The sequence below is a fragment of the Streptomyces sp. NPDC093018 genome (assembly GCF_040684035.1).
Taxonomy (GTDB): domain Bacteria; phylum Actinomycetota; class Actinomycetes; order Streptomycetales; family Streptomycetaceae; genus Streptomyces; species Streptomyces murinus.
The window spans coordinates 735,705-759,757 of record NZ_JBFBFF010000002.1 but is presented as its reverse complement, the minus strand read 5'-3'; the positions used below and the strand labels follow the sequence as shown (position 1 = coordinate 759,757).

The window sequence follows — 24,053 nt, the reverse complement described above, 5'->3', positions numbered from 1 at the left end:
GGGGGTCAGGCGACGACGTCGTGCAGTCGCGCGGCCTGTTTGTCCTTGAGCGGGCCGATGACCGACAGCGACGGGCGCCTGCCCAGGAGGTCGCGGGCGACCTCGCGGACCTCGTCCGGGGTGACCGCGGCTATCCGCGCCAGCATGTCGTCCACGGACATCTGCTCGCCCCAGCACAGCTCGCTCTTGCCGATGCGGTTCATCAGCGCGCCGGTGTCCTCCAGGCCGAGCACGGTGGAGCCGCGCACCTGGCCGATGGCGCGGGCGATCTCGTCGTCGGTCAGCCCGTCGGCGGCGACCTTGTCGAGTTCGTCGCGGCAGATCCGCAGCACGTCGTGCACCTGGCTGGGACGGCAGCCGGCGTAGACGCCGAACAGGCCGCAGTCGGCGAAGCCTGAGGTGTACGAGTACACGCTGTAGGCCAGGCCGCGCTTCTCCCGGACCTCCTGGAAGAGCCGCGAGGACATGCCGCCGCCGAGGGCGGTGTTGAGGACGCCCATGGCCCAGCGGCGGTCGTCGGTGCGGGCCAGGCCCGGCATGCCGAGGACCACATGGGCCTGCTCGGTCTTGCGGCCGAGCAGTTCGACCTTGCCGAAGGTGCGGATCGTACGGCTGCCGTCGCGCGGGGCGATGGGCTGTGCGTCCGGGTTCTTCAGCGCGCCCGCCTTCTCGAAGGCCGCGCGGACCTGCCGTACGACCTTGTTGTGGTCGACGTTGCCGGCGCAGGCGACCACCAGGTGGGTCGGGTCGTAGTGCTTCTTGTAGAAGCGGCGGATCCGGTCGGCGGTCAGGGCGTTGACGGTGTCGACGGTGCCGAGGACGGGACGGCCGAGGGCGTTGTCGCCGAACATGGTGTGCGCGAACAGGTCGTGCACACAGTCGCCGGGATCGTCCTCGGTCATCGCGATCTCTTCGAGGATCGCGCCGCGTTCGACGTCGACGTCCTCCTCGACGATGAGCGAGCCGGTCAGCATGTCGCAGACGACATCGATGGCCAGCGGCAGGTCGGTGTCGAGCACGCGTGCGTAGTAGCACGTGTACTCCTTGGCCGTGAACGCGTTCATCTCGCCGCCGACGGCGTCGATCGCGGCGGAGATGTCCAGCGCGGAGCGGCGCCCGGTGCCCTTGAAGAGCAGGTGCTCCAGGTAGTGCGTGGCGCCGTTCAGGGACGGGGTCTCGTCACGGGAGCCGACGTGCGCCCAGATGCCGAAGGTCGCGGAGCGGACGGAGGGCAGGGTCTCGGTGACGACGCGCAGGCCCCCGGGGAGGGTGGTCTTGCGGACGGTGCCGATGCCGCCGGTGCCCTTGATGAGCGTTTGGGTACGGGCGACGGCCCGCGCCTCCGAAGAGGGGCGGGCCGTCACCTTGGAGCCACGGGACGTCACTGCTCGGCGTCGTCCTTCGCCTCGTCGCCGTCCTCGCCCTCGATCACGGGGATGAGGGACAGCTTGCCGCGGGAGTCGATCTCGGCGATCTCGACCTGGACCTTCTGGCCCACACCGAGGACGTCCTCGACGTTCTCCACGCGCTTGCCGCCGGCGAGCTTGCGGATCTGCGAGATGTGCAGCAGACCGTCCTTGCCGGGCAGCAGGGAGACGAACGCGCCGAAGGTGGTGGTCTTGACGACCGTACCCAGGTAGCGCTCGCCGACCTCGGGCATCGTCGGGTTGGCGATGCCGTTGATCGTGGCGCGGGCGGCCTCCGCCGAGGGACCGTCGGCGGCACCGATGTAGATGGTGCCGTCGTCCTCGATGGTGATCTCGGCGCCCGTGTCCTCCTGGATCTGGTTGATCATCTTGCCCTTGGGGCCGATGACCTCACCGATCTTGTCGACCGGGATCTTGACGGTGATGATCCGCGGGGCGTGCGGGCTCATCTCGTCGGGCCGGTCGATGGCCTCCATCATCACGTCGAGGATGTGGAGACGGGCGTCGCGGGCCTGCTTGAGGGCCGCGGCCAGGACGGAGGCCGGGATGCCGTCCAGCTTGGTGTCGAGCTGGAGGGCGGTCACGAAGTCCTTGGTGCCGGCGACCTTGAAGTCCATGTCGCCGAAGGCGTCCTCCGCACCGAGGATGTCGGTGAGGGTGACGTAGTGCGTCTCGCCGTCGATCTCCTGGGAGATCAGACCCATGGCGATACCGGCGACGGGGGCCTTCAGCGGCACACCGGCGTTCAGCAGCGACATGGTGGAGGCGCAGACCGAGCCCATGGACGTCGAACCGTTGGAGCCGAGGGCCTCGGACACCTGGCGGATCGCGTAGGGGAACTCCTCGCGCGTCGGCAGCACCGGCACGAGGGCGCGCTCGGCGAGGGCGCCATGGCCGATCTCGCGGCGCTTCGGGGAACCGACGCGGCCGGTCTCGCCGGTGGAGTACGGCGGGAAGTTGTAGTTGTGCATGTAGCGCTTGCGGGTCACCGGGGAGAGGGTGTCCAGCTGCTGCTCCATGCGGAGCATGTTGAGGGTGGTGACGCCCAGGATCTGGGTCTCGCCACGCTCGAACAGCGCGGAGCCGTGCACCCGCGGGATGGCCTCGACCTCGGCGGCGAGCGTACGGATGTCCGTCACGCCGCGGCCGTCGATGCGCTTCTTCTCCTTGATGACGCGCTCACGGACCAGGGTCTTGGTCAGCGAGCGGTACGCGGCGGAGATCTCCTTCTCGCGGCCCTCGAACTCCGGGAGGAGCTTCTCGGCGGCCAGAGCCTTGACGCGGTCCAGCTCGGCCTCGCGCTCCTGCTTGCCGGCGATGGTGAGCGCCTGGGCCAGCTCGGGCTTGACCGCGGCGGTCAGGGCCTTGAGGACGTCGTCCTGGTAGTCCAGGAAGATCGGGAACTCGCCGGTGGGCTTGGCGGCCTTGGCGGCGAGGTCGGCCTGGGCGCGGCACAGGACCTTGATGAACGGCTTCGCGGCGTCCAGACCGGCGGCGACGATCTCCTCGGTCGGCGCCTCGACGCCGCCCTCGACCAGCTTGATGGTCTTGTCGGTGGCCTCGGCCTCGACCATCATGATCGCGACGTCGCCGTCCTCCAGGGCGCGGCCCGCGACGACCATGTCGAAGACGGCGTCCTCGAGCTCGGTGTGCGTCGGGAAGGCGACCCACTGGCCGCGGATCAGCGCGACGCGGACGCCGCCGATCGGGCCGGAGAAGGGCAGACCGGCCAGCTGGGTGGACGCGGACGCGGCGTTGATCGCGACGACGTCGTACAGGTGGTCGGGGTTGAGCGCCATGATGGTGCAGACGACCTGGATCTCGTTGCGCAGGCCCTTCTTGAAGGACGGGCGCAGCGGGCGGTCGATCAGGCGGCAGGTGAGGATCGCGTCCTCGCTCGGCCGGCCCTCGCGGCGGAAGAAGCTGCCGGGGATCTTGCCGGCGGCGTACATCCGCTCCTCGACGTCCACCGTGAGGGGGAAGAAGTCGAGCTGGTCCTTGGGGTTCTTGGAGGCGGTGGTGGCCGACAGCACCATGGTGTCGTCGTCCAGGTACGCCACGGCGGAGCCGGCGGCCTGCTTGGCCAGGCGGCCCGTCTCGAAGCGGATGGTGCGGGTACCGAAGGCGCCATTGTCGATGACGGCCTCGGCGTAGTGGGTCTCGTTCTCCACTAGCGTTTTCTCCTACTTATCGTCTTTTGTCCCCGGCCTGCCCGTGTGGCAGGGGGACGGTGGTGGAGAAGCGCTCCTGGTGCGGGCCGGTCTTCGATCGAAGCACCCGGGGTTCGCTTCCCCCGGGGGCCACTACCGAGGACCGGCGGCGGCGTGGTGCGTTTCTCCTCATGTGTGTCGTGCGTTCTTGCGTACTGCGTTCCTGCGCTGTGCTACCACACTACAAAGCGTGAGTGACACCGCGCACGTTTCCGCACGTACAGCAAAGGGAGCGGCTCCCGAGTCCTGCCGGGAACCGCTCCCCTCACGGCGTCCTTACTTGGCGCCGGCCGCACCGCGGCGGATGCCGAGGCGGTCGACCAGCGCACGGAAGCGCTGGATGTCCTTCTTCGCCAGGTACTGCAGCAGGCGACGGCGCTGACCGACCAGGATCAGCAGGCCACGACGGCTGTGGTGGTCGTGCTTGTGGGTCTTGAGGTGCTCGGTCAGGTCGGAGATCCGACGGGACAGCAGAGCGACCTGGACCTCGGGGGAGCCGGTGTCACCCTCCTTGGTACCGAACTCGCCGATGATCTGCTTCTTCGTAGCGGCGTCGAGCGACACGCGTACTCCTCATAGTCTGTTGAGGCCACCGAGTGCCCCCGGTCTACATCTCGGGGGAGCTTCCGTGACTCGGAAGGCGGGGATCCGCTGCGCGCGGCCTCCAGGGCGTAAGGCTCCGGGGGTGCGTACACGAACGGCCGTCACTCAGGGTACCAGGCGGTCGCGGGCCCGTTTGCCCCGGTCGGCGAACCACTCCGCGGGGCGGCGTGCGGCCACTAGGGTGAGCACCGGGACTGTACGTCACCGGAACCGTACGTGATGTCGGGAAGGGGTCGCCGCGAGATGGCGGAAACGGAAGCCGAGACCAAGGCACGCAAGGAGCGCGAGCGCGACGAGCTGTACGCGCTCGACATCTCGGGCGTCGAGTGGCACTGCGCCCCGGGCACCGAGGAGGACGAGGAGCGCGTCGAGATCGCGTACCTCCCCGAGGGAGCCGTGGCCATGCGCTCCTCCCTCGACCCGGCCACGGTGCTGCGCTACACGGAGGCCGAGTGGCGGGCGTTCGTGCTGGGCGCGCGGGACGGGGAGTTCGATCTGAAGCCCATGGCGCACAACGGGGGTCTTGACGTGCAGTAGGCGCGTCGGGACACGGGGAAGGGGCGGCACCCGGGGTGCCGCCCCTTTTCGTCGGTGCGGGGTCAGTGTTTGAGGCCGGCGGTGCCGACGCCGAACACGGAGACGACCGAGCCGCCCTTGCGGTAGTCGTCGAATTCCAGCTGGTAGGGGACGAAGAAGGCGTGGCCGTCCGTGTAGAGGATGAACGAGAACTCGGGGTTGTCCTGGACTTTCCCCCCGTATTTCTCGGTGCCCTGCGGTAGGTGGAACAGCAGGTACGGGGTCTCCTTGCCGGTGCGCGGGTTCCAGTCGACCATGGCCGCGGGCTGCACGTCGTCCAGGCTGCCGCGGTAGAGGATCAGGTCGTCGCCGTTCATACGGACGGGGAGGACCGACTGGAAGCCCCGGCCCTGGAAAGTGGCGACGGCCTTGCCCTTCCCGATGTCGAATGCCGTGATGTGGTTCGCGGGCTTGAAGAGCGCGGTCGAGTCCTTGCTCATGACGAAGACCCGGTCGCGGCCGACCACGATGCCGGTGCACTTGTCGACGACTCCGAAGTAGCCGAGGATCTCGGGGTCGCAGTAGGGCTCGTACTTCTTCAGCGAGATGGTGGCCCGGAGGCTGCCCTTGTCGGGGTCCAGGGTGATCAGGTCCGTGACCGTGGTGTCCCCGGCCGCGACGGCGATCACGGGCGGGTCGGAGGACGGCAGGTAGACGGCCTGGATGCCCTTGCTGACCGGGTACTGCCAGAGGACCTTGCCGCTGCGCGGTGCGAGCTTCTCCACCCGGTAGGTCTTCTCATCGGACTGCTTGCAGACGACCAGGGCCAGCAGGGCAGGGCCCCCGGCGTAGCCCATGTCGTGGCACTGGGAGGTGGCGAGGGTGGTGTTCCACAGCCTCTTGCCGCTGTCCATGTCGTACGCCGCCGAGCCGTCGCCCCAGGCGATGGCCACGACGCCCCTGGTCAGGGCGATGTTTGTGTCGCTGACGTAGGCGAAGTCGGCCGCCGGGATCTTCTGCTTCCAGAGCTGTCTGCCGGTATCGACGTCGAACATGAGCACTTGGTCGCAGATGCCGTGCGCCGGCTGGACGACGACGGCGGTCCGGCCGTCGACGGTGACATCACGGCTGACGGCGCACACGGAGCCGTCGAGGCGCAGGGTCCAGGCCGTGTTGTCGGGGTCCAGCGTGTTGCCGATCTTGTAGCCCGTGATCCGGTTGGCGACGGCCCGCGCGACGATCTTGTCCGTGGCCCAGACACCGGGCGAGTACCGGGTGACGCCCTTGGCGAGGTCCTCGTCGTGCTTGACGACGGTCTGGCCCTCCGGGGAGACGGGCGCCCTCTCCGCGTTCAGGCGGTTGTCGCGCACCTCGTCCGGGGACTGCCGGACCGGCTTGGCGTCGGTGCGGCCCTTTCCGTTGCCGGCCGAGTGGTACCAGAACAGGCCACCGCCGACGCACAGCACGAGCGCCACGGCCGTGGCGATCGCCCCCAGCAGGCGTCGGCGGCGGCCGCGCGACCGGTCGGCCGCCAGCGCGGACTGCGTGTACACGGACGGGGGCGGGCCGAAGCTCACGCTGGGGGATCCTCCTCTTCGCCGCCTCGCCAGGGGCGGGCGGCCCGGCGGTGCGGGGCCTGGGTCACTTGCTGGTCATCGCGCGGGCCGCCGAGTACACGTCGAACACGGCGAGCGCGAGGGGAACCAGCGTGAGCAGGACGAAGCCCTCGACGATCTCCAGGAACCGGCCCCAGAAGGGGCTCAGGCCCTGGCGCGGGACGATGAGTCCGAGGGCCGCCACGAGGGCCGCGCCGCCCGCGATCGCCGCGGCGAGCCAGATGGCGCGGATGTCGAGGCCGGAGCGGTCCCCGGTGAGCGCGTCACGCAGGACGGACTGCGGCGGGTTGAGCGCCAGTCCGAGGCCGAGCAGGACGAGCGAGCCGAGTCCGGCTGCCAGGAGCGGGGCGACCTGGCCGGTGTAGCGGAAGAGCTGGGCGCGCATCAGCAGGGCCACGGCCGTGGCGAGGGCGAGCAGCTGGGCCCAGAGGTCGTCGGAGAAACCGAGCACCGCGCAGGAGGCGAGGGCGGTCAGCGCGCAGCCGCCGACGAGTCCGACGAGGATCTCGTGGCCGCGGCGGGCCTGGGCCTCGATCCGCTTCATGTCGACCGGCTCCTGTACGACGGTCTCCGTGCCGTAGGCGCTGCTCTGGGCGGAGTTCGGCGGCTCGAAGCCGATGGGCAGCCGGGCGAAGCGCATGGACAGGCCCGGCAGGAAGGCCAGGCCGCCGACCGCGAGGGGCGCGCACAGGGCGGCGATGTCCTTGGGTGTCCAGTGCACGAGGATCGCGGTGAACACGGTGACCAGGCCGAGCGCGGAGGCCAGGACGAAGGCGACGAACGGGGCGTCCCCGCCGGGCGTGCACAGGGTCAGGACGACCGAGGCGAGCAGGACGGCGGCGCAGGCGAGCAGGAACTGGAGCTTGCCGATGCCCTGGCCGTGCGCGAGGGCGAGAAGGCCGGAGCCGGCCACACCGGCGTTGGGCAGGGCGCCGAGACCCAGGGCGATGGCCGCGCCCCGGTCGTCGTAGACCCGGCCGCGGACGGCGGCGAAGACGACGAGGAGCACTCCGGCGACGGCCGCGAGGATGCCGGGCAGGCTGTGCATGTCGTGCCGGGGGTCGGCCTGCCAGGTGACGAAGGCGAGCAGCGTGGCCAGGACGCCCGCGCCGACCAGGCCCGCGGCGCGGGTGAGGTCGTCGCTCCACAGCGTGCGGTGCCGGGTCACCGAGGAGGCGACCGCCTCGGAGACGTCGTCGAAGACGGCCGGCGGCAGCGACTCGGAGAAGGGCCGCAGGGTGAGCAGTTCACCGTCGAGGATCCGCTGCGCGGAGAAGGAGCGCGCGCTGTCGAGGACGGTGCCGTCCCGGCGGACCAGGTGGTAGCCGACCGGGGCCCCCTCGGCGGGGTCCTGCCGGGAGAGCCGGAGGATCTCCGGGTAGATGTCGGCGACCGGGATGTCGTCGGGCAGCGCCACGTCGATCCGGCTGTCGGGTGCGACGATCGTGACCCGGCAGAAACCGAGCCCCGACCCCGGACCCGTGCCGGGCACCGCTGTTCCCGTGGTCGTCGTGGTCACCTCGTACTCCCCCTCAGTAATGGTCCTGCGCCCGTGATGTGAAAATCCTGCGCCTTCCCCCGGATGGAATTCCCGGGAATCGACGCAGTGGGCGCCGGCCGGCTCCACCGGGGGTGGTATGCGGCGACGCCTCGCACGGAATACCCCGGTTCACGGGGTTTGTTCGCGTGTGCTCAAGCGAACACCCGGCACCCTACCCCGCACCGGTGACTCATGGAGTCAGTAGGATCACGCGGCGGCCTGCGTCCGTCCGTCAACGGGGGACGGACCTCATTCGTGGGGCCTGGCAAAGGAATTGGGGAGCAGTGAGTCACATCGTCGTGAAGCGCCCGGCGCGGGCGCTGCCGTCCGAAGTGCCCACAGGGGAGGTCGTTCTCCAGCCTCCTCCGGAATTGCCGCGGGGGCCGCAGGAAAGCGTGCTCATGCAGTTGCTGCCGACGCTCGGTATGGGCGGTTCGGTGGTCTTCTTCTTCACGAACGGACAGCCGTTCATGAAGATCATGGGCATGGTGATGATCGCGTCGACCGTCGGTATGTCCATCGCCATGGTCATCCGATTCCGGCGCGGTTCGCAGGGCCAACTCGCCGATGTGCGGCGCGACTACATGCGCTATCTGTCGGAGACCCGCGGCGCGGCCGTGGACACCGCGAAGGCGCAGCGCGACGCGCAGTACTACCTGCACCCCTCGCCCGAGCAGTTGTGGGCGCTGGTCGCCGAGGGCAGCCGGGTGTGGGAACGCAGGCCGGGCGACGAGGACTTCGCGCAGGTGCGCATCGGGCTCGGCTCCCAGGAGCTGGCCACGCCGCTCATCGCGCCCGAGGCCGGCCCGGCCGGCCGGCTGGAGCCGCTCACGGCCGGGGCATTGGAGCGCTTCCTCGATGTCCACGGCACCCTGAACGATCTGCCGATGGCCGTGTCCCTGCGCGCCTTCTACCACGTCACCGTCAGCGGCGACGCGGAGTCCGCGCGCTCGACCGTCCGCGCCCTGACCGGTTCGCTGGCCGCGCTGCACGCCCCCGAGGACCTGATCGTCGCCTTGGCGGCGGGCCGCGAGACGCTGCCGCGCTGGGAGTGGGTCAAGTGGCTGCCGCACGCCCAGGCGCCCGGCGCCGTGGACGGGGCGGGCACGCGCCGGCTGATCGGCCCCGACGCCCGTGAGCTGGAGGACCTGCTGGCCGACCGGCTCGCCGGCCGCCCCCGGTTCCACCCGAGCGGCGCGCCGCTCCTGGACGAGCCGCACATCGTCGTCGTCCTCGACGGGGTGTCCCTGCCGCAGGACTCCGTGCTGTCCAACATGGAGGGGCTGCAGGGCGTGACGGTGATCGAGGTCGTGCCGGGCGAGCTCACCGCCGCCCGCGGCGACCTCATGGTCATCGCCCAGCCCGCCCTGCTGCGCCTGGAGTCGGCGAACGGCGACATCTACGAGGGCACTCCGGACGTCCTGTCGTACGAGTCCGCCGAGGCCCTCGCCCGTCAGCTGGCCCCGCTGCGGCTGGCCTCCGGCGGTGACGACGACGAACCCCTGCTGGCCAACCTGGAGTTCACCGAGCTGCTGAACCTCGGCGACGCGGCGTCCGTCGATCCGCAGCGCACCTGGCGGCCGCGGGGGCTCGCCGAGCGGCTGCGGGTGCCGATCGGTGTCGGCCCGGACGGCCGCCCCGTGATGCTGGACCTCAAGGAGGCCGCCCAGGAGGGCATGGGCCCGCACGGCCTGTGCGTGGGCGCGACCGGTTCCGGCAAGTCGGAGCTGCTGCGCACCCTGGTGCTCGGCCTCGCGGTCACCCACTCCTCGGAGACCCTGAACTTCGTCCTCGCCGACTTCAAGGGCGGTGCGACCTTCGCCGGTATGGCGCAGATGCCGCACGTGGCGGCGGTCATCACCAACCTGGCCGACGACCTCACCCTGGTCGACCGCATGGGCGACTCGATCCGCGGCGAGCTGAACCGCCGCCAGGAGATGCTGCGCGACGCGGGCAATTACGCCAACATCCACGACTACGAGAAGGCGCGCGCGGCCGGTGCCCCGCTGCAGCCGATCCCCTCGCTGGTGCTGGTGATCGACGAGTTCTCCGAGCTGCTGACCGCCAAACCCGATTTCATCGAGATGTTCGTGCAGATCGGCCGCATCGGCCGTTCGCTGGGCGTGCATCTGCTGCTGGCCTCGCAGCGCCTGGAGGAGGGCCGGCTGCGCGGTCTGGAGACGTATCTGTCGTACCGGATCGGTCTGCGCACCTTCTCCGCGGCCGAGTCCCGCGCGGCGCTCGGCGTCCCGGACGCCTATGAGCTGCCGAACGTGCCCGGTTCCGGCTTCCTGAAGTTCGGCACCGACGAGATGGTGCGCTTCAAGGCGGCGTACGTCTCCGGGGTGTACCGCTCCGGGGGCAGGCAGGGTGCCGCGGGCGGGGGGCTGCTGCCGGTGGACCGGCGGCCGGTGCTGTTCACGGCCGCGGAGGTGCCGGTGCACTATGCGCCGGTGCCGAAGCAGCGCACGGAGTCGGCGTCCCAGGTAGACGACGCGCTCGCGGACACGGTGCTCGATGTGATCGTGCGCCGGCTGGAGGCGCAGGGTCCGGCGGCGCACCGGGTGTGGCTGCCGCCGCTGGACAGCCCGCCCTCGCTGGACGGGCTGCTGCCCAGGCTCACGGCCGTCGAGGGGCGCGGGCTCACGCAGCCCGGTTACGAGGGTGCCGGACGGCTGGTCGTCCCGGTGGGCCTGGTCGACAAGCCGTACGAGCAGCGTCGTGAGCCGCTGTGGCTCGACTTCTCCGGTGCAGCGGGCCATCTGCAGCTGCTGGGCGGCCCGCAGTCCGGCAAGTCCACGCTGCTGCGCTCGCTGATCTGCTCCTTCGCGCTGACGCACACGCCGCACGAGGTGCAGATCTACGGCCTCGACTTCGGCGGCGGCGGTATGGCGGCGGTCTCCGGGCTGCCGCACGTGGGCGGCATCGCCTCGCGGCTGGACCCCGAGCGGGTGCGGCGTACGGTGTCCGAGGTCTACGGGGTGCTGCGGCGCCGCGAGGAGTACTTCCGTACGTCGGGCATCGCCTCGATCCAGGACTTCCGCACCCGGCGCGAGCGCGGCGAGATCTCGGTCACCGACCAGCCGTGGGGCGATGTCTTCCTGATCATCGATGGCTGGGGCAACTTCCGCACGGACTACGACAGTCTGGAGCCGGCCGTCCTGGAGATCGCCTCGCGCGGACTCGGTTACGGCATCCACCTGGTCCTGACGGCGTCGCGCTCGATGGAGGTCCGCGCGAACCTCAAGGACCACATCATGAACCGCCTCGAACTGCGGCTCGGCGACACCATGGACTCCGAGATCGACCGCAAGGTGGCGGCGAACGTGCCGGCGGGCGTGCCCGGTCGCGGTGTGTCGCCGCAGAAGCTGCACTTCATGGCGGCGGTGCCGCGCATCGACGGCCTGACCTCCGACACGGACCTGGCGGACGCGACGGCGGCGCTGGCCGCCGAGGTCTCCCGGCACTGGCAGGCGCCGGGTGCGCCGCAGGTGCGGATGCTGCCCCGGGAACTCCCCGTGGCGCAGCTGCCCGCGGGCGACCGGTTCCCCCGGCAGGGGGTCGCCTTCGGCCTCGACGAGAACGATCTGGAGCCGGTCTTCGTCGACTTCGAGACGGACCCGTTCTTCATGGTCTTCGGCGAGAGCGAGTCGGGTAAGTCGAACCTGCTGCGGCTGCTCATCACGCAGCTGACGCAGCGCTATTCGGGCGACGAGGCGAAGTTCTTCGTGGTCGACAACCGGCGCTCGCTGCTGGATGTCACTCCGGCCTCGCATCTGGCCGAGTACATCCCGATGTCCAACTCCATGGACCACCACATGGTGGCCCTCGCCGACCTGATGAACCGGCGTACGCCCACGGCCGATGTGACGGCCCAGCAGCTGCGGGATCGCAGCTGGTGGCGGGGTCCGACGGTGTACGTGGTCGTGGACGACTACGACCTGGTCTCGACGTCCAGCGGAAACCCGCTGAGCGGCCTCACCGATCTGCTGCCGTTCGCCCGTGACGTCGGCGTGCGGTTCATCATCGCGCGCTCCACGGCGGGCGCGGGCCGGGCGTCGTTCGAGGCGTTCATGCAGCGGATGATGGAACTGGGCGCGCAGGGCGTGGTACTGGCGGGCGACCCGAGCGAGGGCGACATCCTCGGCGGCGTACGCCCGCGTCCGATGCCGGCGGGCCGGGGCGTCTTCGTGTCGCGCAGGCGGGGGAAGATGCTGGTGCAGACGGGGTTGGTGGAGGTGGAGTACTGACGCGCGCGTCGAAAGGACACGGCAGCGCCTCCGCCGCGTCCTTTCGAACCGGGGGCCCGATCACTGAGCGCTGAGCGCGGCATGGGCCGATCCGCCGGTGACGGGCGAGTCCAACTGCGGCTGAATATAGGAGCCTTGGCGAACCGTAAAGGCTGAACTGGGCTCGTCGCCGCGGCCGACCGACGGCTTGCCGAGGCCCCCGCGCCGGGCGATCTCAGGAGACGGGGGAGGTGCCACGCGTGGCATGGGACGAAGGGGAACGGCTCAAGTCGGACGTGAAGCAGCGCGGTGCGCATATGCAGTTGAACCAGCTCGCCGTTCCGGACGGAGGGGGAGGCGCGGTCCCCACCGGTGATCTGACGGTGAGCCAGGGGATCTCAAAGCTGTGGGCGACGCCGCCTACTCGCTGTACACGGACTTCGATCAGTGCAACGACATGGCGCGCATATCGTCGATGAAGGCCGCCGGGGGGCTGACCGATCAAGGCTTCCTCCTGGGCGAGGCCCTCGACCATGTGGTGACACGGTGGGTGGATCAGGTCCAGTCCGCATCTCGACCCTGGACAAGGGCTTCGACCAGCACCGGGGGTACTGATGGATCTGAACGTGCTGCTGAACGGCGATTTCGCGGAACTCGGCCAGGCGATCACCGACTGGGAGTCGATGCCGAAGCGGCTCGCCACCCTTGAGAACAACGCGCGGAACAATCTCAAGGCCAAGGCCGAGAAGGCGCGTTGGGCAGGCGTCAACGCCACGGTCTCCCGGGAGTTCGTGGCGAAGACGGCGGACGAGTTCACGGACGCGCACACGCAGGCGCAGCGCATCACCAACATCCTCACGGACACCCGCGAGGAACTCATCGGCTATCGCCAGAATCTGCAGGAGACTCTCGACACCGCACGCAAGAAGAACCTGACGGTCGTGGACGACGGCTGCGGCATGTTCCACGTCCAGATGATCATCCATCCCGACCGGGCCGCCAAAGGCACGACCGTGCCCGAGCACACCGACGTCGACGAAGACCTGCTCCGCGACGAGGTGAAGCCGATCCTCGGCAAGGCGACGGAGAGCGACAGCTCGGCGGCCCGGGTGCTCAAGTCCCTCGTGCACAGCGTCAAGGAGGGCTTCGCGGACTCCGCCTCGCGAGTGAGCTGATGAACGACCTGAACTACCGCGGCCGGGACAGCCAGGAGGAGCTGCTGCTCGCCCAGAACCTGGCGGGCGGCGGGCTGAACGGGAAGATGTCGGACACCGAACGCCGGCTGCGCGACGCCCTGTCAGCCAGCCTCGCCACCGCCACGCGCCCCGACGCGCCCCTCGGCCCTGACGGCGGAGTGCCCTCGGAATGGGCGCGAAAGCTCCCGAAGACGGCCCGCGACGGCAACGACCTGCCCCCGCAGGCCCCGGCTGCCTCAGCGGCGGGGACACCGGCCTGAGGATCCTCACCAAGCTCATGGGCTCGGGCAACGCGGTCTACGACGGCAGCCTGTATCTCCGACAACTGGCAGGGCACCCAGGAGAACCCCATGGGTGGCCTGATGAAGGCCATGAGTCGTAACCCCCAGGCAGCGGAGTCCTACTTCGACCCGCACAAGAACGATAATCTCGACTACTTCCTCAAGGAACGCGACTGGCCGGGCTCCAACGTCGAAAGCCAGATGCCCGACGATCGACAAGACCATCAACTACTACGGTGATCAGTCCAAGGGGCAGCAGGACGCGCTGCCCGCCGTGCTACGCGGCGCCATGGGGCACATGATCGGCGACTACGCCTCGGACGTGCACGGCATCCTCGGAAAAAATCTCAACGGCCCCACCCAGTTCAACCACCTCGACATCAGCAGAAAAGCTCTGACCCGTGTGATGCGCGGCGCCGCGGAGGACCCCGATGCGTTCACGTCGATGCACCAGTCGCAGACCACCGTCATAGCCCATGGCCTGCAGCAGTTCGGGAAGGAATCCTTCGAGCATCCCGATCCCGCATTGCGGGACTGGATCAAACAGTCGTCCTCGGTCCTGGGATACATAGACGGTGTCCGAGGCGACGTCATCTACGACCCGGGACAAGCACACAAAGATGTCAACCCCTGGAACAAGATGATCAACTACCAGGTCATCGGTACACCGATCACCGCCATCCCGGTCGTCGGTGACACCATGCAGCGGCTGGTGGACGTGGGCACAGCCCAATACATGAACGACCTCAATGGCCAGGTGGACGAAGACACCCGGAAGCACATGGCCGATCACTTCTCCGCCGGCCGCCACCAGATGGACGCCATGCTGGAACGGCAGGCCCTGGACACAGGTATGAGCCGTGCGGACCTCGATCGCTCCCCCGGGGAGTACGAGGACAACCTGCAGGGTCTGGAGGAGACCTGGTACGACCTGGGGATCAGGGGGGCCGACCAGGCCACGGGAGAACGGTACTGACGCCATGACGCGACCCGGTTCTTCGCACTGCTCCGATCCCGACGCTGTCGTCTCGCCGCCCGAACCGAAGAAGGTACGCAACGTTCTGATCGCCGCGGTGGGTTTGGTCGCCGTCCTGGTCGTGTGCGCCGGGATCGAGTGGTGGCCGAGGGACAAGGGCACTGTTCCAGACGCACTGTGCTGGGGCGCGCTCTCCCCGGCACAGGCCAAGCCACTGCTCAGCACCGGGAAACCCGCCGCCACGGAAACACCCACAGCTGCGAACGACGCGAAGTGCGACGTCAAGACCGGTCCCGCCTTGCAAGACACACAGTTCGTAATGACGTTGGCCGATGGAATGCCGGACAGTCTCACCCCTCCCCAGGGAGCCCAGCCCCTGACGGGGGCTCGCACGGGGTGGGTCACGCAGGCCGAAGCCCGGATCGGTCTCGCGGATGCCTGCGCCTACAAGCTTCGCCCCGACGGTGGCGGCCAGGTTTACCTGGTCCTCAACACCACGATCGAGGTACGCAAGCACTTCGACTGGAAGTCCGCGGTCCTGATACCACGGATCAGCCGGGTGCTGACGGAAGCGGCGGAGGGAATCGAGCAGCACTACAAGTGCGGGACGAAGTAACGCGGGCGGGGCGAGGGGCGAGATCCCAGGACGACCGGAGTCATGCGGTGCGTGCGGGAAACGACGAGGCGCACTTCGCCGTCACGCCGGACCCGTACCTGCTCTGGTTGAACGGCTCGGGCTCGGATCACTGGTCTGCGACCTTGGCTCCCAAGGCAACCGCACGGAACAGGAAGAGAGGTGGGCACCTCCCGCGCGTGCCCACCCCTCGCCGTGCTCATGGCCTTCGATGTACTCGATCCGCTTTACTCGAAGTAGCTGGCGCCCTTGAGGTCGCCACCGCGGTAGTCACCGCCGGCAGAGTGCACCCGCTGGGTGATGGAGAGCAGCGCCTGGTGGATACCGTTGGCGTGCTGGTCCCACTTCACGGACTTGCGCTGGAACGAGTCGTACGCCTCGCCGCCCCAGCCCTCGGCCACGTCGAGGACGCCCTTCTTCAGCGCGCCGAGGTCTTCCTCGAGCTGCTTGGCCACGTTGCCCAGCTCGGTGGCGAGCGCGTCCATGGCGCCGTACTTGACGGACAGATCCTGGTAGTGCGGAGTCGTCATGTCTTCCTCTTCCTCGGGGGATCGATCCCGGTCAGTACAGGTTCAGCGCGGAGGTGCTCGCGCCCGCGTCGACCTCGATCTTGTTGATCGTCGAGTGGAGCTCGTCCTCGAGCGCGGTCTTGTCCTTCTTGTTGAGGTTGATGCCCTCAAGGAAGTCCTCGAGCATGCGGCCGATGGCGGCCATGTGCTCGTTGATCTCGTGCTGCTTCGTCTTGAACGCGTTGGAGCCGTGGCCCGTCCACTGGGTCTCGATCATGTCGATCGTGCCCTGGAGCCGGCCGAGGCACTTCTTGACCGAGTCGTAGCGGTCGATGACGTTCGTCTGGAGCTTTTGCGCGTGTTCATCTACAAACTTACGGCCGTCGGCCATTGCGGCACTCCCCTTCGTGAGAGCTGTGCTCTTGTTGACTGCGCATCACCGAGTGGTGACGCCTTTCCTGTGAACCGTCAGGCACGTCGGCGCGACCGGATCACGGCGAAGGCCGCGCCACCGATCACCACCAGTGCGGCGGCGGCTCCGACGACGACCCACGTCAGGTTGTTGCCGGACGACTTCGAGCTGGTGTCGGCGGCGGAGGTCTCGCCGCGGGGGGTGGATTTGGCGGGGGCCGAGGACGAGGTCTTCGGCTTGGCCACCCCGTCCTCCACAGCGAGCGGATCGACGTTCGCCGAGCCGGGGTTGAAGTTGGAGTTCTCCAACACCTTGCGGGGGCGGATGACGCCGTACCCGAGATAGCTGCTGGGGGTGTCCTTGGACCACTGCCGGCTGGCGGTGTCGATCAGCGAGCTGAGGACTTGGTTGGCGGTCCAGTCGGGATGGGCCGACCAGATGAGGGCGGCGGAGGCAGAGGCGATGGCCGTGGCATCACTGGTGCCGTTCACATGAGAGCAGTACGACTGGAACTTCGCGTTGCACCATGCGGGCAGGTCCACACCGGGAGCCGCCAGATCGACGGAGAAGCCGTGGTTCGAGAACTTCCCCACCGTCGCGGTCTTGTCAACGGCAGAGACGCCGACGACGTAGGGATACGAGGCCGGATACATCTTCTTGTTGGTGGTTTCGGCATCATTACCGGTGCCAGCGAACATCAGCTTGCCCTTGGAGGCGGCGTATTTGATCGCTGCTTGCTCGTCGTCATAGCTGATGTCGTCGGCGAAGGACATGTTGATGATCTTGACGTCACTGTCGGCGATGGCCTTGAACACCGCAACTGGGTCTGGTGCCTTGTTCTCCTCGGACAAGCTCATCCCACGCATCGCGACCCGGTAGGGAATGATCTTGGCACCGGGAGCAAGTCCCTTCAGCCCTCCTCCGTGACCAGTCCCGGCGATGAGCTCAGCCATCGTCGTACCGTGGCCATTGATGTCCGTCGTGGCTCCATAAGAGAGGGACTTCGGCACTTCGTCGCCCAGCACCTGTCCCTGGAGAGACGGGGTCGAGGGATTGACACCCGTGTCGACGACGGCGACCTTGACCCCCTTGCCCGTGCTCGTCTTCCACATCTCGTCGGCCTTCATCGCCGACAGGTACCACTGCTGCGACTGGACGTCGGCGGCAGCCGCGCTGGGAGCCAGGCCCACCGGCAGAGCCATCAGTGCGCCGAGCGCTGCACACGCGGCGGTCAGTCGTCTCGTGCTCGCTGACAACATGCCTCTCGTACGTCCTCGCTTCATCTCGTTACTCGGTCTCCGGCGCCTGCCGCCGGCGCGACTTCTTGTCGTCGCGGTCCCGCTTGGCACGTCGGGATGACGAACGTCCCGGCATGTGCTCGTCGTGGTCGGCCGCGCGAGCGCCGTTCCTCGCCGTCGGCGCCTTGCTGTTGGGCGCCCCGACCGCGCCGCCGGGGGTCACAGGCCTGCGCGAGGCCTGTCCCTCGGCACCCTCCGGCTCGGCGGCCCGGATCACTCCGCGCTGACCGGGTCGCTCGACGGCGTGCGGGTCACGCGCGGCGGGCTCGCCTCCGATGACCTTGCCGCGCGGCACCCTGGAGCCGTTGACGCCCTTCGCGGAGGGCGTGGTCGGCCGACCGCCGATGACACCACCGGTGCGCGCCGCACCGGTCGGGCCCGATTCACCGCTGCGCTCACCGGGCACGCCACCGGTCCGGGGCGTTCCACCGACGATGCTGCGGCCGACCGGCCCCCGGCCCACCGGAGCCTTGCCCATGGGGGACTGCCCCATGGGGGTCCTGCCCATCGGCGACGCCGGACCGCGTGCGCCTGCCTGACCGGGTACGACGGACTGCCGCACCCCGCTGATGGGACCGCGCCCCGTGCCGGTTCCGGCTTCCGGTTCCTCGACGGGGGGTACGGTCATCCGCGAAGTCCCGACCGGGCCCCGGACGCCGCCCGTTCCACCACGTGGCACGGGCATGCCCGCGGTCGGAACCATGGGGCCGGTGGGGAAGGGAGTGATCGGCCCCCCACCGCCGCCAGGGCCGGGTGCGGTCGGCGGCGCGACCGGCACCGTGGGCTTCGCGGTGTCCGGGGGAAGGGTGTTGACGCTGTCGATGTTGGTACCGACGTGCTGGGTCGGGTCCACATGCACAGGCTGGTCCGGTGGCAGGACCACGTGATGCAGCTTCGTCCCGGAATCGCTCCCCACCGCACCGGGACGGGCCGGGACGGCTACGGAGTAATCGTGCGTCTTTCCAGTCTCCGGTGTGTGCGCAAGAGACGTCTGGCCTCCATCTGCGCCGCCTTCAGTGACAGGAGCGCTGTGAGCCCTGGGCACCCCCATGTCCGGCATCTTCCCGAACTTGGGCTCCTCCAGCCCCCGCAGGTTCCCCTCCGAGACCGCGTAGTACGACGCCAGGCGGTTCATCTGGGTGATCGCCTCTTGGCGATGGTTCTCGACGGCCTGGGCCTGGATGCCGCCCGGGTCCAACTTGGCCTGCTCGGCCACCGAGAAGATCTTGGGCCGGTTGTCGCGGGGCGGCATGGAACTGCTCACGGAGGCGAGTCCCATGCTGGCCGCGGAGACCTGGGTCGCCACGTTGTCCGCGTAGAAGCCGAGTTCGTACGAGTGGTTGACGAGATCGCCGGCCCAGCTGTGGAACGAGTTGGCCGCCTCGCCGTGCCAGTCGACCCGGCCGATGTGCTCCAAGAGCTCGTCGGCGGCGCTCCAGATGGCGTCCCGCGCGTCCCAGAGGCCGTTGGCGGCATTCTCCAGGTGCTCGTGGTTCGCGGACTTCACCATGTCGACCATGTCGTTCAGCTGGTGGCCCTCGAAGTCGCTGACCTGGCAGCCGCCGCCCTTCTTGTTGAGGCTCGGCGCGGCGCACTGGCCGCCGCCCATGGCCGACTTCTCCTGCTTGAACTGCTGGTCGGCCGCCCAGCGATCGAACTGATGCAGATCCGGCTGCTTGTTGTGGTCGCCCATCAGAAGCCCCCGTCGGCCTTCTTGTCGCCGGTTTGCTTCTTGTGCTGCTGATCCTTCTGCGCATCGGCGTACTGCTCGTTGATCTTCATACGGATCTCGTGAAAGCGGCGCCGCTGATCGTCGTCCAGGTTGGCGAAACCGATATCCGCGCCATGCACCGCGATCTGCATCGCCTCGATCTGCAGCGTCAGCGACTGAGAGAGCGTCATCAGGCGGTCATGGACCCGCGTGTACTGACTGTGCAGTCCCGTGGCCTCGGGAAATCCGCCATTGCCGCAGAACGACGCGGCGGTGATCGTATGCATCGCCACCTTCTTCGCCGAACCGGGCGAACCCTCGAAAGTCTTGAGCACCGAGTCCACACGCGTCTTGAAGGTCTTCAGGGCCTCCAGACCGACCTTCAGTCCGCCCGTGCCGTCGTCAGGCCGCACGTTGCGCCACCCCCGTTTCCGTCCCCTGCTCGGGGCGGCAGCACTCCCCGAGCGTTCGTCTTCGCAATGCAATCACTGTAGTCAACGTGACTGACACCCCCAACTGACTTGTGTGACAAGTCTGCTGTAGCCCTGTGACCTTCACGCATCTTTCACGCCGTCGGGCGTCCCGGACCGCCACCCGCCGTACGCCGACGCGCGTCCCGAATCGCCACCGCCACCCCCGCGAGCGCGGCCACCAGCACGGCCGCTCCGACCGCGACGTACGTCGCCAGGCGGGTGTTGCGTTCGTCGGCGGTCTCGCCGAGCACCAGCCGGGCCGGGGTCGGGGCCTCGGCGCGGCTGAGGCCCTCGTGGGCGTCGGGCTTCTCGATGGGGTGTTCGTCGTCCGTCAGGGCGCGGACGGGGTCGACGACGCCCCAGCCGACCAGCATGTCGTGCCCGGCGACCGACCGTTCCGCGGTCTGCTCGATCTGGGCGACGATCTCGCGTGCCGTCCAGCCAGGGTGCTTCGCCTTGATGAGCGCGGCGACACCGGCGACATAGGGCGCCGAGAAGCTCGTACCGTTGTCCGAGCAGTGGCCGCCCTTGGGCACGGTGGAGATCATGTCGACGCCGGGGGCGGCGACGCCCACGAAGTCACCGGACTGGGAGAAGGACGCGCGCTCGTTGTTGCGGTCCGACGCGGCGACCGCCAGGACACCCGGGTAGGACGCCGGGTAGGTGAGCTTGACGTTGCCGTCGAGGCCGTCGTTGCCCGCGGAGGCGACCACCACGATCTGGTGCGCCAGCGCGTCGTTGATCGCGGTGTGCAGGCCGCCGGCCGGCTGGATGGCGTTCGCGGTGTCCTGGGAGATGTTGATGACCTGGGCCTTCTCCTGGATCGCGCGCTCGATCGCCTGGGCGAGCGTGGCGGCGGTGCCGTCGCCCTCCGCGTCGTTCTGCTTGATGGGGATGACGGTCGCCTCGGGTGCGAGGCCCACGAATCCCGTTCCCGACATGGGGCGGGCGGCGATGATGCCCGCCACGCGGGTGCCGTGGCCGACGGTGTCCGTCGTGCCGTTCGCCTTGCCGCGGTCGATCTTCTGGCCCTTGCCGTTCTTGGCCGGCAAGAAGTTGGCCCCGCTCGACGCGTCCACCGCGTGGGCGAGTTGGGGGTTCTGGATGTCCACGCCGGTGTCGATGACCGCGACGCGTACGCCCTTGCCCTTGGACTGGCTCCACAGCTCGTCCAGCAGCACGCGTTGCAGGGCCCAGGGGCGCCCGGGATACACCTTGTTGGGGAAGTTGCACTGGTCGGAGAAGGAGTCGGCGGCGGCGGGCGGGGCCAGGGTGACTGTGGCGGTGCACAGCGTGGCGGCCGTGATCGCCGCGGTACGGAGCAGACGCGGGTACGACACGTGGCTTCTCCTACGAACCCTGCGGCTGGCTCGCCGCGGTGGTCGACAGGCGGGGGCCGGTCGGCAGGAACACGGACCAGGCGACCGGGATCGGGGCGGGGTCGAGACCGGCGTATCCGAGCCGGGTCTGGGCCAGTTGGGCCTCCTGCTGGAGCTCCTTGCGCTGCTTGTCCGTCATGCCGTACTCGGTGCCCGTGGAGCCGCTGTCGGCGTTGGACTGCATGGCGTAGCGCAGGCCCGTGTCGGTGACGAGGAAGACACCGCCGGCCTTGGTGTCCGTGCCCTGGAACTGGCGGTAGAGCTGGCCCGAGCCGGGGGTGACATAGGCGCTCGACGATCCGGTGGGCAGCTCGGCCGGGAAGTCCGTGCCCGCCCAGGTGTTGAGGGTCGTGGTGCCGTTGCCGGAGTCGACGTGGTCGAGGACGTTGCAGACGGTGCCGCGGCCGCCGCTCGTGGTGCCCGCGTCATTGACGACCTTCGGGGTGAGGGCCGGCCACTTGCGGTCGGCCGCGAACGCGGTCGAGCCCGGCACGAAGGCGCCCGCGCTGACGTCGAGGGCCTTGCCCGCCTGGCCGAGGCCGACGAGGTCCTTGCTGTTGAGGAGCAGCTTGGCGGTGAAGTCGGAGACGGGCAGGACCTTGCCCTGTTCGACGACGTAGAACTGCTGGCGGTCGCCGTCGGGGGCCCGCAGCACCATGCCGACCTTGTTCGCGGCGGCCGGCAGGCTGCCCTGGACACCGGCGGGCGCGCTCACGCTGCCATCGACCTTGGGAAACCCGATCGGGTCGCCGGTGTGCAGGGTGTCGAGCCAGTCACGGGAGACGCGTTCGGGCTGCCGGCCGGCGCCGACGAGGGTGCGCAGCAGCAACTCGTCGTTCTTGTCGACCTCGTACGCGGTGCCGCGGGCGTCCACGATGTAGCGCTGCCCGTCCGGGGCGGCGACGTACAGGATGTCCCCGCCGCCGAGTTTCTGGCGGGTTCCCTCGGTCCTCTTCTTGTCCCGGGCGGCGAGTACGAACGCCGCTTTCTGGATGGCCCTGCCGCCCGCGCCCGGGCGCTCGCAGACGGCCCAGCGCTTGTCGGCGCCGGCCTCCTGGCTGGAGGGCAGGCGGTCGGGGGCGTACGGGATGCCGATGGTGACGCCGTGCGGGATCTTGCCGTTGTCGAGGATCGACTCGTCGACGGTGACCACGTCGCCCTTGCCGTCGGCGAGCAGGAGCTTGGCCGAGGCCATGTTGAGCACCGGGTGCAGCTGGGTCTTGCCGTCGGTCTTCAGGACGACGTACCGGGTGGTCGACTTGCTGGCGATGATCACCTTTTCACCCGGGGTGTCCCAGCCCTGCGGTGCGGTCGGGCGGAACATCCCCCAGGCGCCGAACACGGCCATGACGACCACTCCGACGATGGTGCCGGGCAGGACCGCCCGCAACGGCTTGGGGGCCGCTTCCTCCGAGCCGTCGGAGGAGGGCTGGACGAACGCCGCGAGCATGCGTCGCTTCGCAAAGGTGTAGGCGTTGAGTTGATCCCGCCGAGATGCCATCTGCCCCTGATTCTCCCCGTGTGGCCGTCCGGATACCGGTCGAAGACCACTGTCTCCGGCACGCCGTTGTCAGACCGAGCCCCTACTATGCCTGGTGTCCGGTCGGTTCCGTGGAGCGGGTAGGGTACCGGGGCCCTCGTGGGCTCTGCTCAGGGGCCGCACGGCAGGGAGTTGTGAGGAAAATGGGGGGATGAGTTGAGGGCTTCCGGGACGCGGTCTCGTACGCGCCGGCACGGACGGGGAACCGGCCCCTCGACGCCCGGTCCGCAACCGGCGGAGACGCGGTCGGCGCCGCCCCGGGAACAGCGGCTCCCGGATCCGGCGGGCCCGGGCGTCCGCCCGACGCTGTCCGGCTCGTTCCGCATGCAACGGCTCGTACTTCCGGAACTCGCGCTGGCCGTGCTCGTCGTCGGCTGGGTCATCGGCCCGATGGCCCTGGCGCCCGCCGCGGTCGTCGCCGTCCTGCTGGTCGCCCTCGCGTTCGTCCGGCGCCGGGGGCGCTCACTGCCCGAATGGCTGACCACCGCGCGGGAGTTGAAGGCCCGGCAGCGCCGTGCCGCGAACACCCCGATACCGCCGGGCACCGAACCCTCGCTGGTGCCCGCGCTCGAATGCGAGCCGAGCCTGCGCACGTACGCGTACGGCGGGCGCGACCGCAGCCCCGTCGGAATCGTCGGTGACGGCACCTTCGTCACCGCTGTTCTCCAGGTGGAGGCCGACGCGACGGCGTTGCGGGCGGAGCGGAGTCGGCAGCCGTTGCCGTTGGGGCTGGTGCGGGACGCGCTGGAGGTGGACGGGATACGGCTGGAGTCGGCGCAGGTGGTGCTGCACACGCAGCCGGCGCCCGCGTTGCATCTGCCGCAGCAGTCGGTGGCCGTCGCCAACTACCTGCCGTTGCAGGAACAGACCGGGGCCCCGGCCGTGCGGATCACCTGGATCGCGTTGAAGCTGGATCCGCAGGCGTGCGCGGAGGCGGTGGCGGCACGTGGGGGCGGGCTGCTCGGGGCGCAGAAGTGTGTCGTGCGCAGCGCGGACCATCTGGCGAGCCGGCTGACCGGCGCGGGTTTCCGGGCGCGGGTGCTCGACGAGGAGGAGCTGATCGCCGCGCTCGCCACCTCGGCCTGCGCCAATCCGCTGGTCACCGCGGAGGCGGGGCGCAGTGAGGCACGGGAGCGGCGTACGGAGGAGTCCGGGCGCAGCTGGCGTTGCGACAACCGTCGGCACACCACCTACTGGGTGCGGCGCTGGCCCGAACTGGGCGGCGGGCGCGGCGAATCGCTGCCGCAGCTGGTCGCGCAGGTCACGGCGATACCGGCGCTCGCCACCACCTTCAGCCTCACCCTCGCGCGCGGCGACCGGCAGGAGGTCTCGCTGTGCGGGCATCTGCGGGTGACCGGGCGCAGCGACGACGAACTCGTGGCGGCGCGCCGGGCGTTGGAGGCAGCGGCCCGCAAGGCCGGTGCCGGTCTGGCCCGCCTCGACCGTGAGCAACTGCCCGGCATGCTGGCCACACTGCCTCTCGGAGGTGCGCGGTGACGACGA

The 24,053-nt window shown here is 69.3% G+C and carries 20 protein-coding genes; 8 read left to right on the top strand and 12 right to left on the bottom strand.

Annotated features, from left to right (window positions below; translation table 11 throughout):
• Window positions 1–5: 5 nt before the first annotated feature.
• The 3 genes from AB0N90_RS07200 to rpsO all read right to left on the bottom strand — a co-directional run bounded on the left by AB0N90_RS07200 (window position 6) and on the right by rpsO (window position 4,201).
• A complete protein-coding gene (locus tag AB0N90_RS07200; RefSeq protein WP_361676825.1) occupies window positions 6–1,385 on the bottom strand; it encodes a pitrilysin family protein in 1,380 nt (459 codons plus the stop codon).
• On the bottom strand, window positions 1,382–3,598 hold the full coding sequence (locus AB0N90_RS07195) for a polyribonucleotide nucleotidyltransferase (protein WP_086806158.1): 2,217 nt from the start codon (window positions 3,596–3,598) through the stop codon (window positions 1,382–1,384). Before AB0N90_RS07195 ends, AB0N90_RS07200 begins: the two co-directional genes overlap by 4 nt.
• A 315-nt stretch (window positions 3,599–3,913) precedes the next feature.
• Complete coding sequence (rpsO, locus tag AB0N90_RS07190) at window positions 3,914–4,201, bottom strand: 30S ribosomal protein S15 (RefSeq protein WP_030177470.1); 288 nt, start codon at window positions 4,199–4,201, stop codon at window positions 3,914–3,916.
• A gap of 282 nt (window positions 4,202–4,483) precedes the next feature.
• On the opposite strand from rpsO, the gene AB0N90_RS07185 reads away from it, so the two are divergent.
• Window positions 4,484–4,777, top strand: coding sequence for a DUF397 domain-containing protein (locus tag AB0N90_RS07185; protein WP_361676830.1), 294 nt, complete (start codon window positions 4,484–4,486; stop codon window positions 4,775–4,777).
• Between the two features lie 62 nt (window positions 4,778–4,839).
• On the opposite strand, the gene AB0N90_RS07180 is transcribed toward AB0N90_RS07185, so the two are convergent.
• Entirely contained in the window at window positions 4,840–6,333 is a 1,494-nt protein-coding gene (locus AB0N90_RS07180) for a PQQ-binding-like beta-propeller repeat protein (protein WP_365193558.1), read from the bottom strand.
• Between the two features lie 64 nt (window positions 6,334–6,397).
• Window positions 6,398–7,891: a type VII secretion integral membrane protein EccD gene (eccD, locus tag AB0N90_RS07175; RefSeq protein ID WP_361676836.1), complete on the bottom strand. Its 1,494-nt coding sequence runs from the start codon at window positions 7,889–7,891 to the stop codon at window positions 6,398–6,400.
• A gap of 305 nt (window positions 7,892–8,196) precedes the next feature.
• Here eccD and eccCa point away from each other — a divergent pair, with 305 nt between their 5' ends.
• The 6 genes from eccCa (at window position 8,197) to AB0N90_RS07145 (ending at window position 15,210) form a co-directional block, all read left to right on the top strand.
• Window positions 8,197–12,162: a type VII secretion protein EccCa gene (gene eccCa / locus AB0N90_RS07170; RefSeq protein WP_365193555.1), complete on the top strand. Its 3,966-nt coding sequence runs from the start codon at window positions 8,197–8,199 to the stop codon at window positions 12,160–12,162.
• A gap of 593 nt (window positions 12,163–12,755) precedes the next feature.
• Complete coding sequence (locus AB0N90_RS07165) at window positions 12,756–13,316, top strand: hypothetical protein (RefSeq protein ID WP_365193554.1); 561 nt, start codon at window positions 12,756–12,758, stop codon at window positions 13,314–13,316.
• Window positions 13,316–13,597: a hypothetical protein gene (locus tag AB0N90_RS07160; protein ID WP_365193551.1), complete on the top strand. Its 282-nt coding sequence runs from the start codon at window positions 13,316–13,318 to the stop codon at window positions 13,595–13,597. The genes AB0N90_RS07165 and AB0N90_RS07160 overlap by 1 nt, the downstream gene beginning before the upstream one ends.
• 90 nt (window positions 13,598–13,687) lie before the next feature.
• Complete coding sequence (locus AB0N90_RS07155; protein ID WP_365193549.1) at window positions 13,688–13,858, top strand: hypothetical protein; 171 nt, start codon at window positions 13,688–13,690, stop codon at window positions 13,856–13,858.
• A gap of 58 nt (window positions 13,859–13,916) precedes the next feature.
• Window positions 13,917–14,594 (top strand): hypothetical protein, encoded by a 678-nt coding sequence (locus tag AB0N90_RS07150; RefSeq protein ID WP_365193547.1) that lies wholly within the window; start codon window positions 13,917–13,919, stop codon window positions 14,592–14,594.
• Between the two features lie 4 nt (window positions 14,595–14,598).
• Window positions 14,599–15,210 (top strand): hypothetical protein, encoded by a 612-nt coding sequence (locus tag AB0N90_RS07145; protein WP_365193546.1) that lies wholly within the window; start codon window positions 14,599–14,601, stop codon window positions 15,208–15,210.
• A gap of 245 nt (window positions 15,211–15,455) precedes the next feature.
• On the opposite strand, the gene AB0N90_RS07140 is transcribed toward AB0N90_RS07145, so the two are convergent.
• The 7 genes from AB0N90_RS07140 to eccB all read right to left on the bottom strand — a co-directional run bounded on the left by AB0N90_RS07140 (window position 15,456) and on the right by eccB (window position 22,511).
• On the bottom strand, window positions 15,456–15,758 hold the full coding sequence (locus AB0N90_RS07140) for a WXG100 family type VII secretion target (protein ID WP_037654435.1): 303 nt from the start codon (window positions 15,756–15,758) through the stop codon (window positions 15,456–15,458).
• 31 nt (window positions 15,759–15,789) lie between these two features.
• Window positions 15,790–16,128: a WXG100 family type VII secretion target gene (locus tag AB0N90_RS07135; RefSeq protein WP_037654437.1), complete on the bottom strand. Its 339-nt coding sequence runs from the start codon at window positions 16,126–16,128 to the stop codon at window positions 15,790–15,792.
• 77 nt (window positions 16,129–16,205) lie between these two features.
• Window positions 16,206–17,408: a S8 family serine peptidase gene (locus AB0N90_RS07130; RefSeq protein WP_365193543.1), complete on the bottom strand. Its 1,203-nt coding sequence runs from the start codon at window positions 17,406–17,408 to the stop codon at window positions 16,206–16,208.
• A 28-nt stretch (window positions 17,409–17,436) separates the two neighbouring features.
• Window positions 17,437–19,140: a hypothetical protein gene (locus AB0N90_RS07125; protein ID WP_365193541.1), complete on the bottom strand. Its 1,704-nt coding sequence runs from the start codon at window positions 19,138–19,140 to the stop codon at window positions 17,437–17,439.
• Window positions 19,140–19,571, bottom strand: a complete 432-nt coding sequence (locus AB0N90_RS07120; RefSeq protein ID WP_232985593.1) for a hypothetical protein — start codon at window positions 19,569–19,571, stop codon at window positions 19,140–19,142. The genes AB0N90_RS07125 and AB0N90_RS07120 overlap by 1 nt, the downstream gene beginning before the upstream one ends.
• Window positions 19,572–19,723: 152 nt before the next feature.
• Window positions 19,724–20,938, bottom strand: coding sequence for a type VII secretion-associated serine protease mycosin (gene mycP, locus AB0N90_RS07115; RefSeq protein WP_365193625.1), 1,215 nt, complete (start codon window positions 20,936–20,938; stop codon window positions 19,724–19,726).
• 43 nt (window positions 20,939–20,981) lie between these two features.
• Window positions 20,982–22,511, bottom strand: coding sequence for a type VII secretion protein EccB (gene eccB, locus AB0N90_RS07110; RefSeq protein WP_365193538.1), 1,530 nt, complete (start codon window positions 22,509–22,511; stop codon window positions 20,982–20,984).
• Between the two features lie 363 nt (window positions 22,512–22,874).
• Here eccB and eccE point away from each other — a divergent pair, with 363 nt between their 5' ends.
• On the top strand, window positions 22,875–24,047 hold the full coding sequence (gene eccE, locus AB0N90_RS07105) for a type VII secretion protein EccE (RefSeq protein WP_365193535.1): 1,173 nt from the start codon (window positions 22,875–22,877) through the stop codon (window positions 24,045–24,047).
• Window positions 24,048–24,053: the final 6 nt, after the last annotated feature.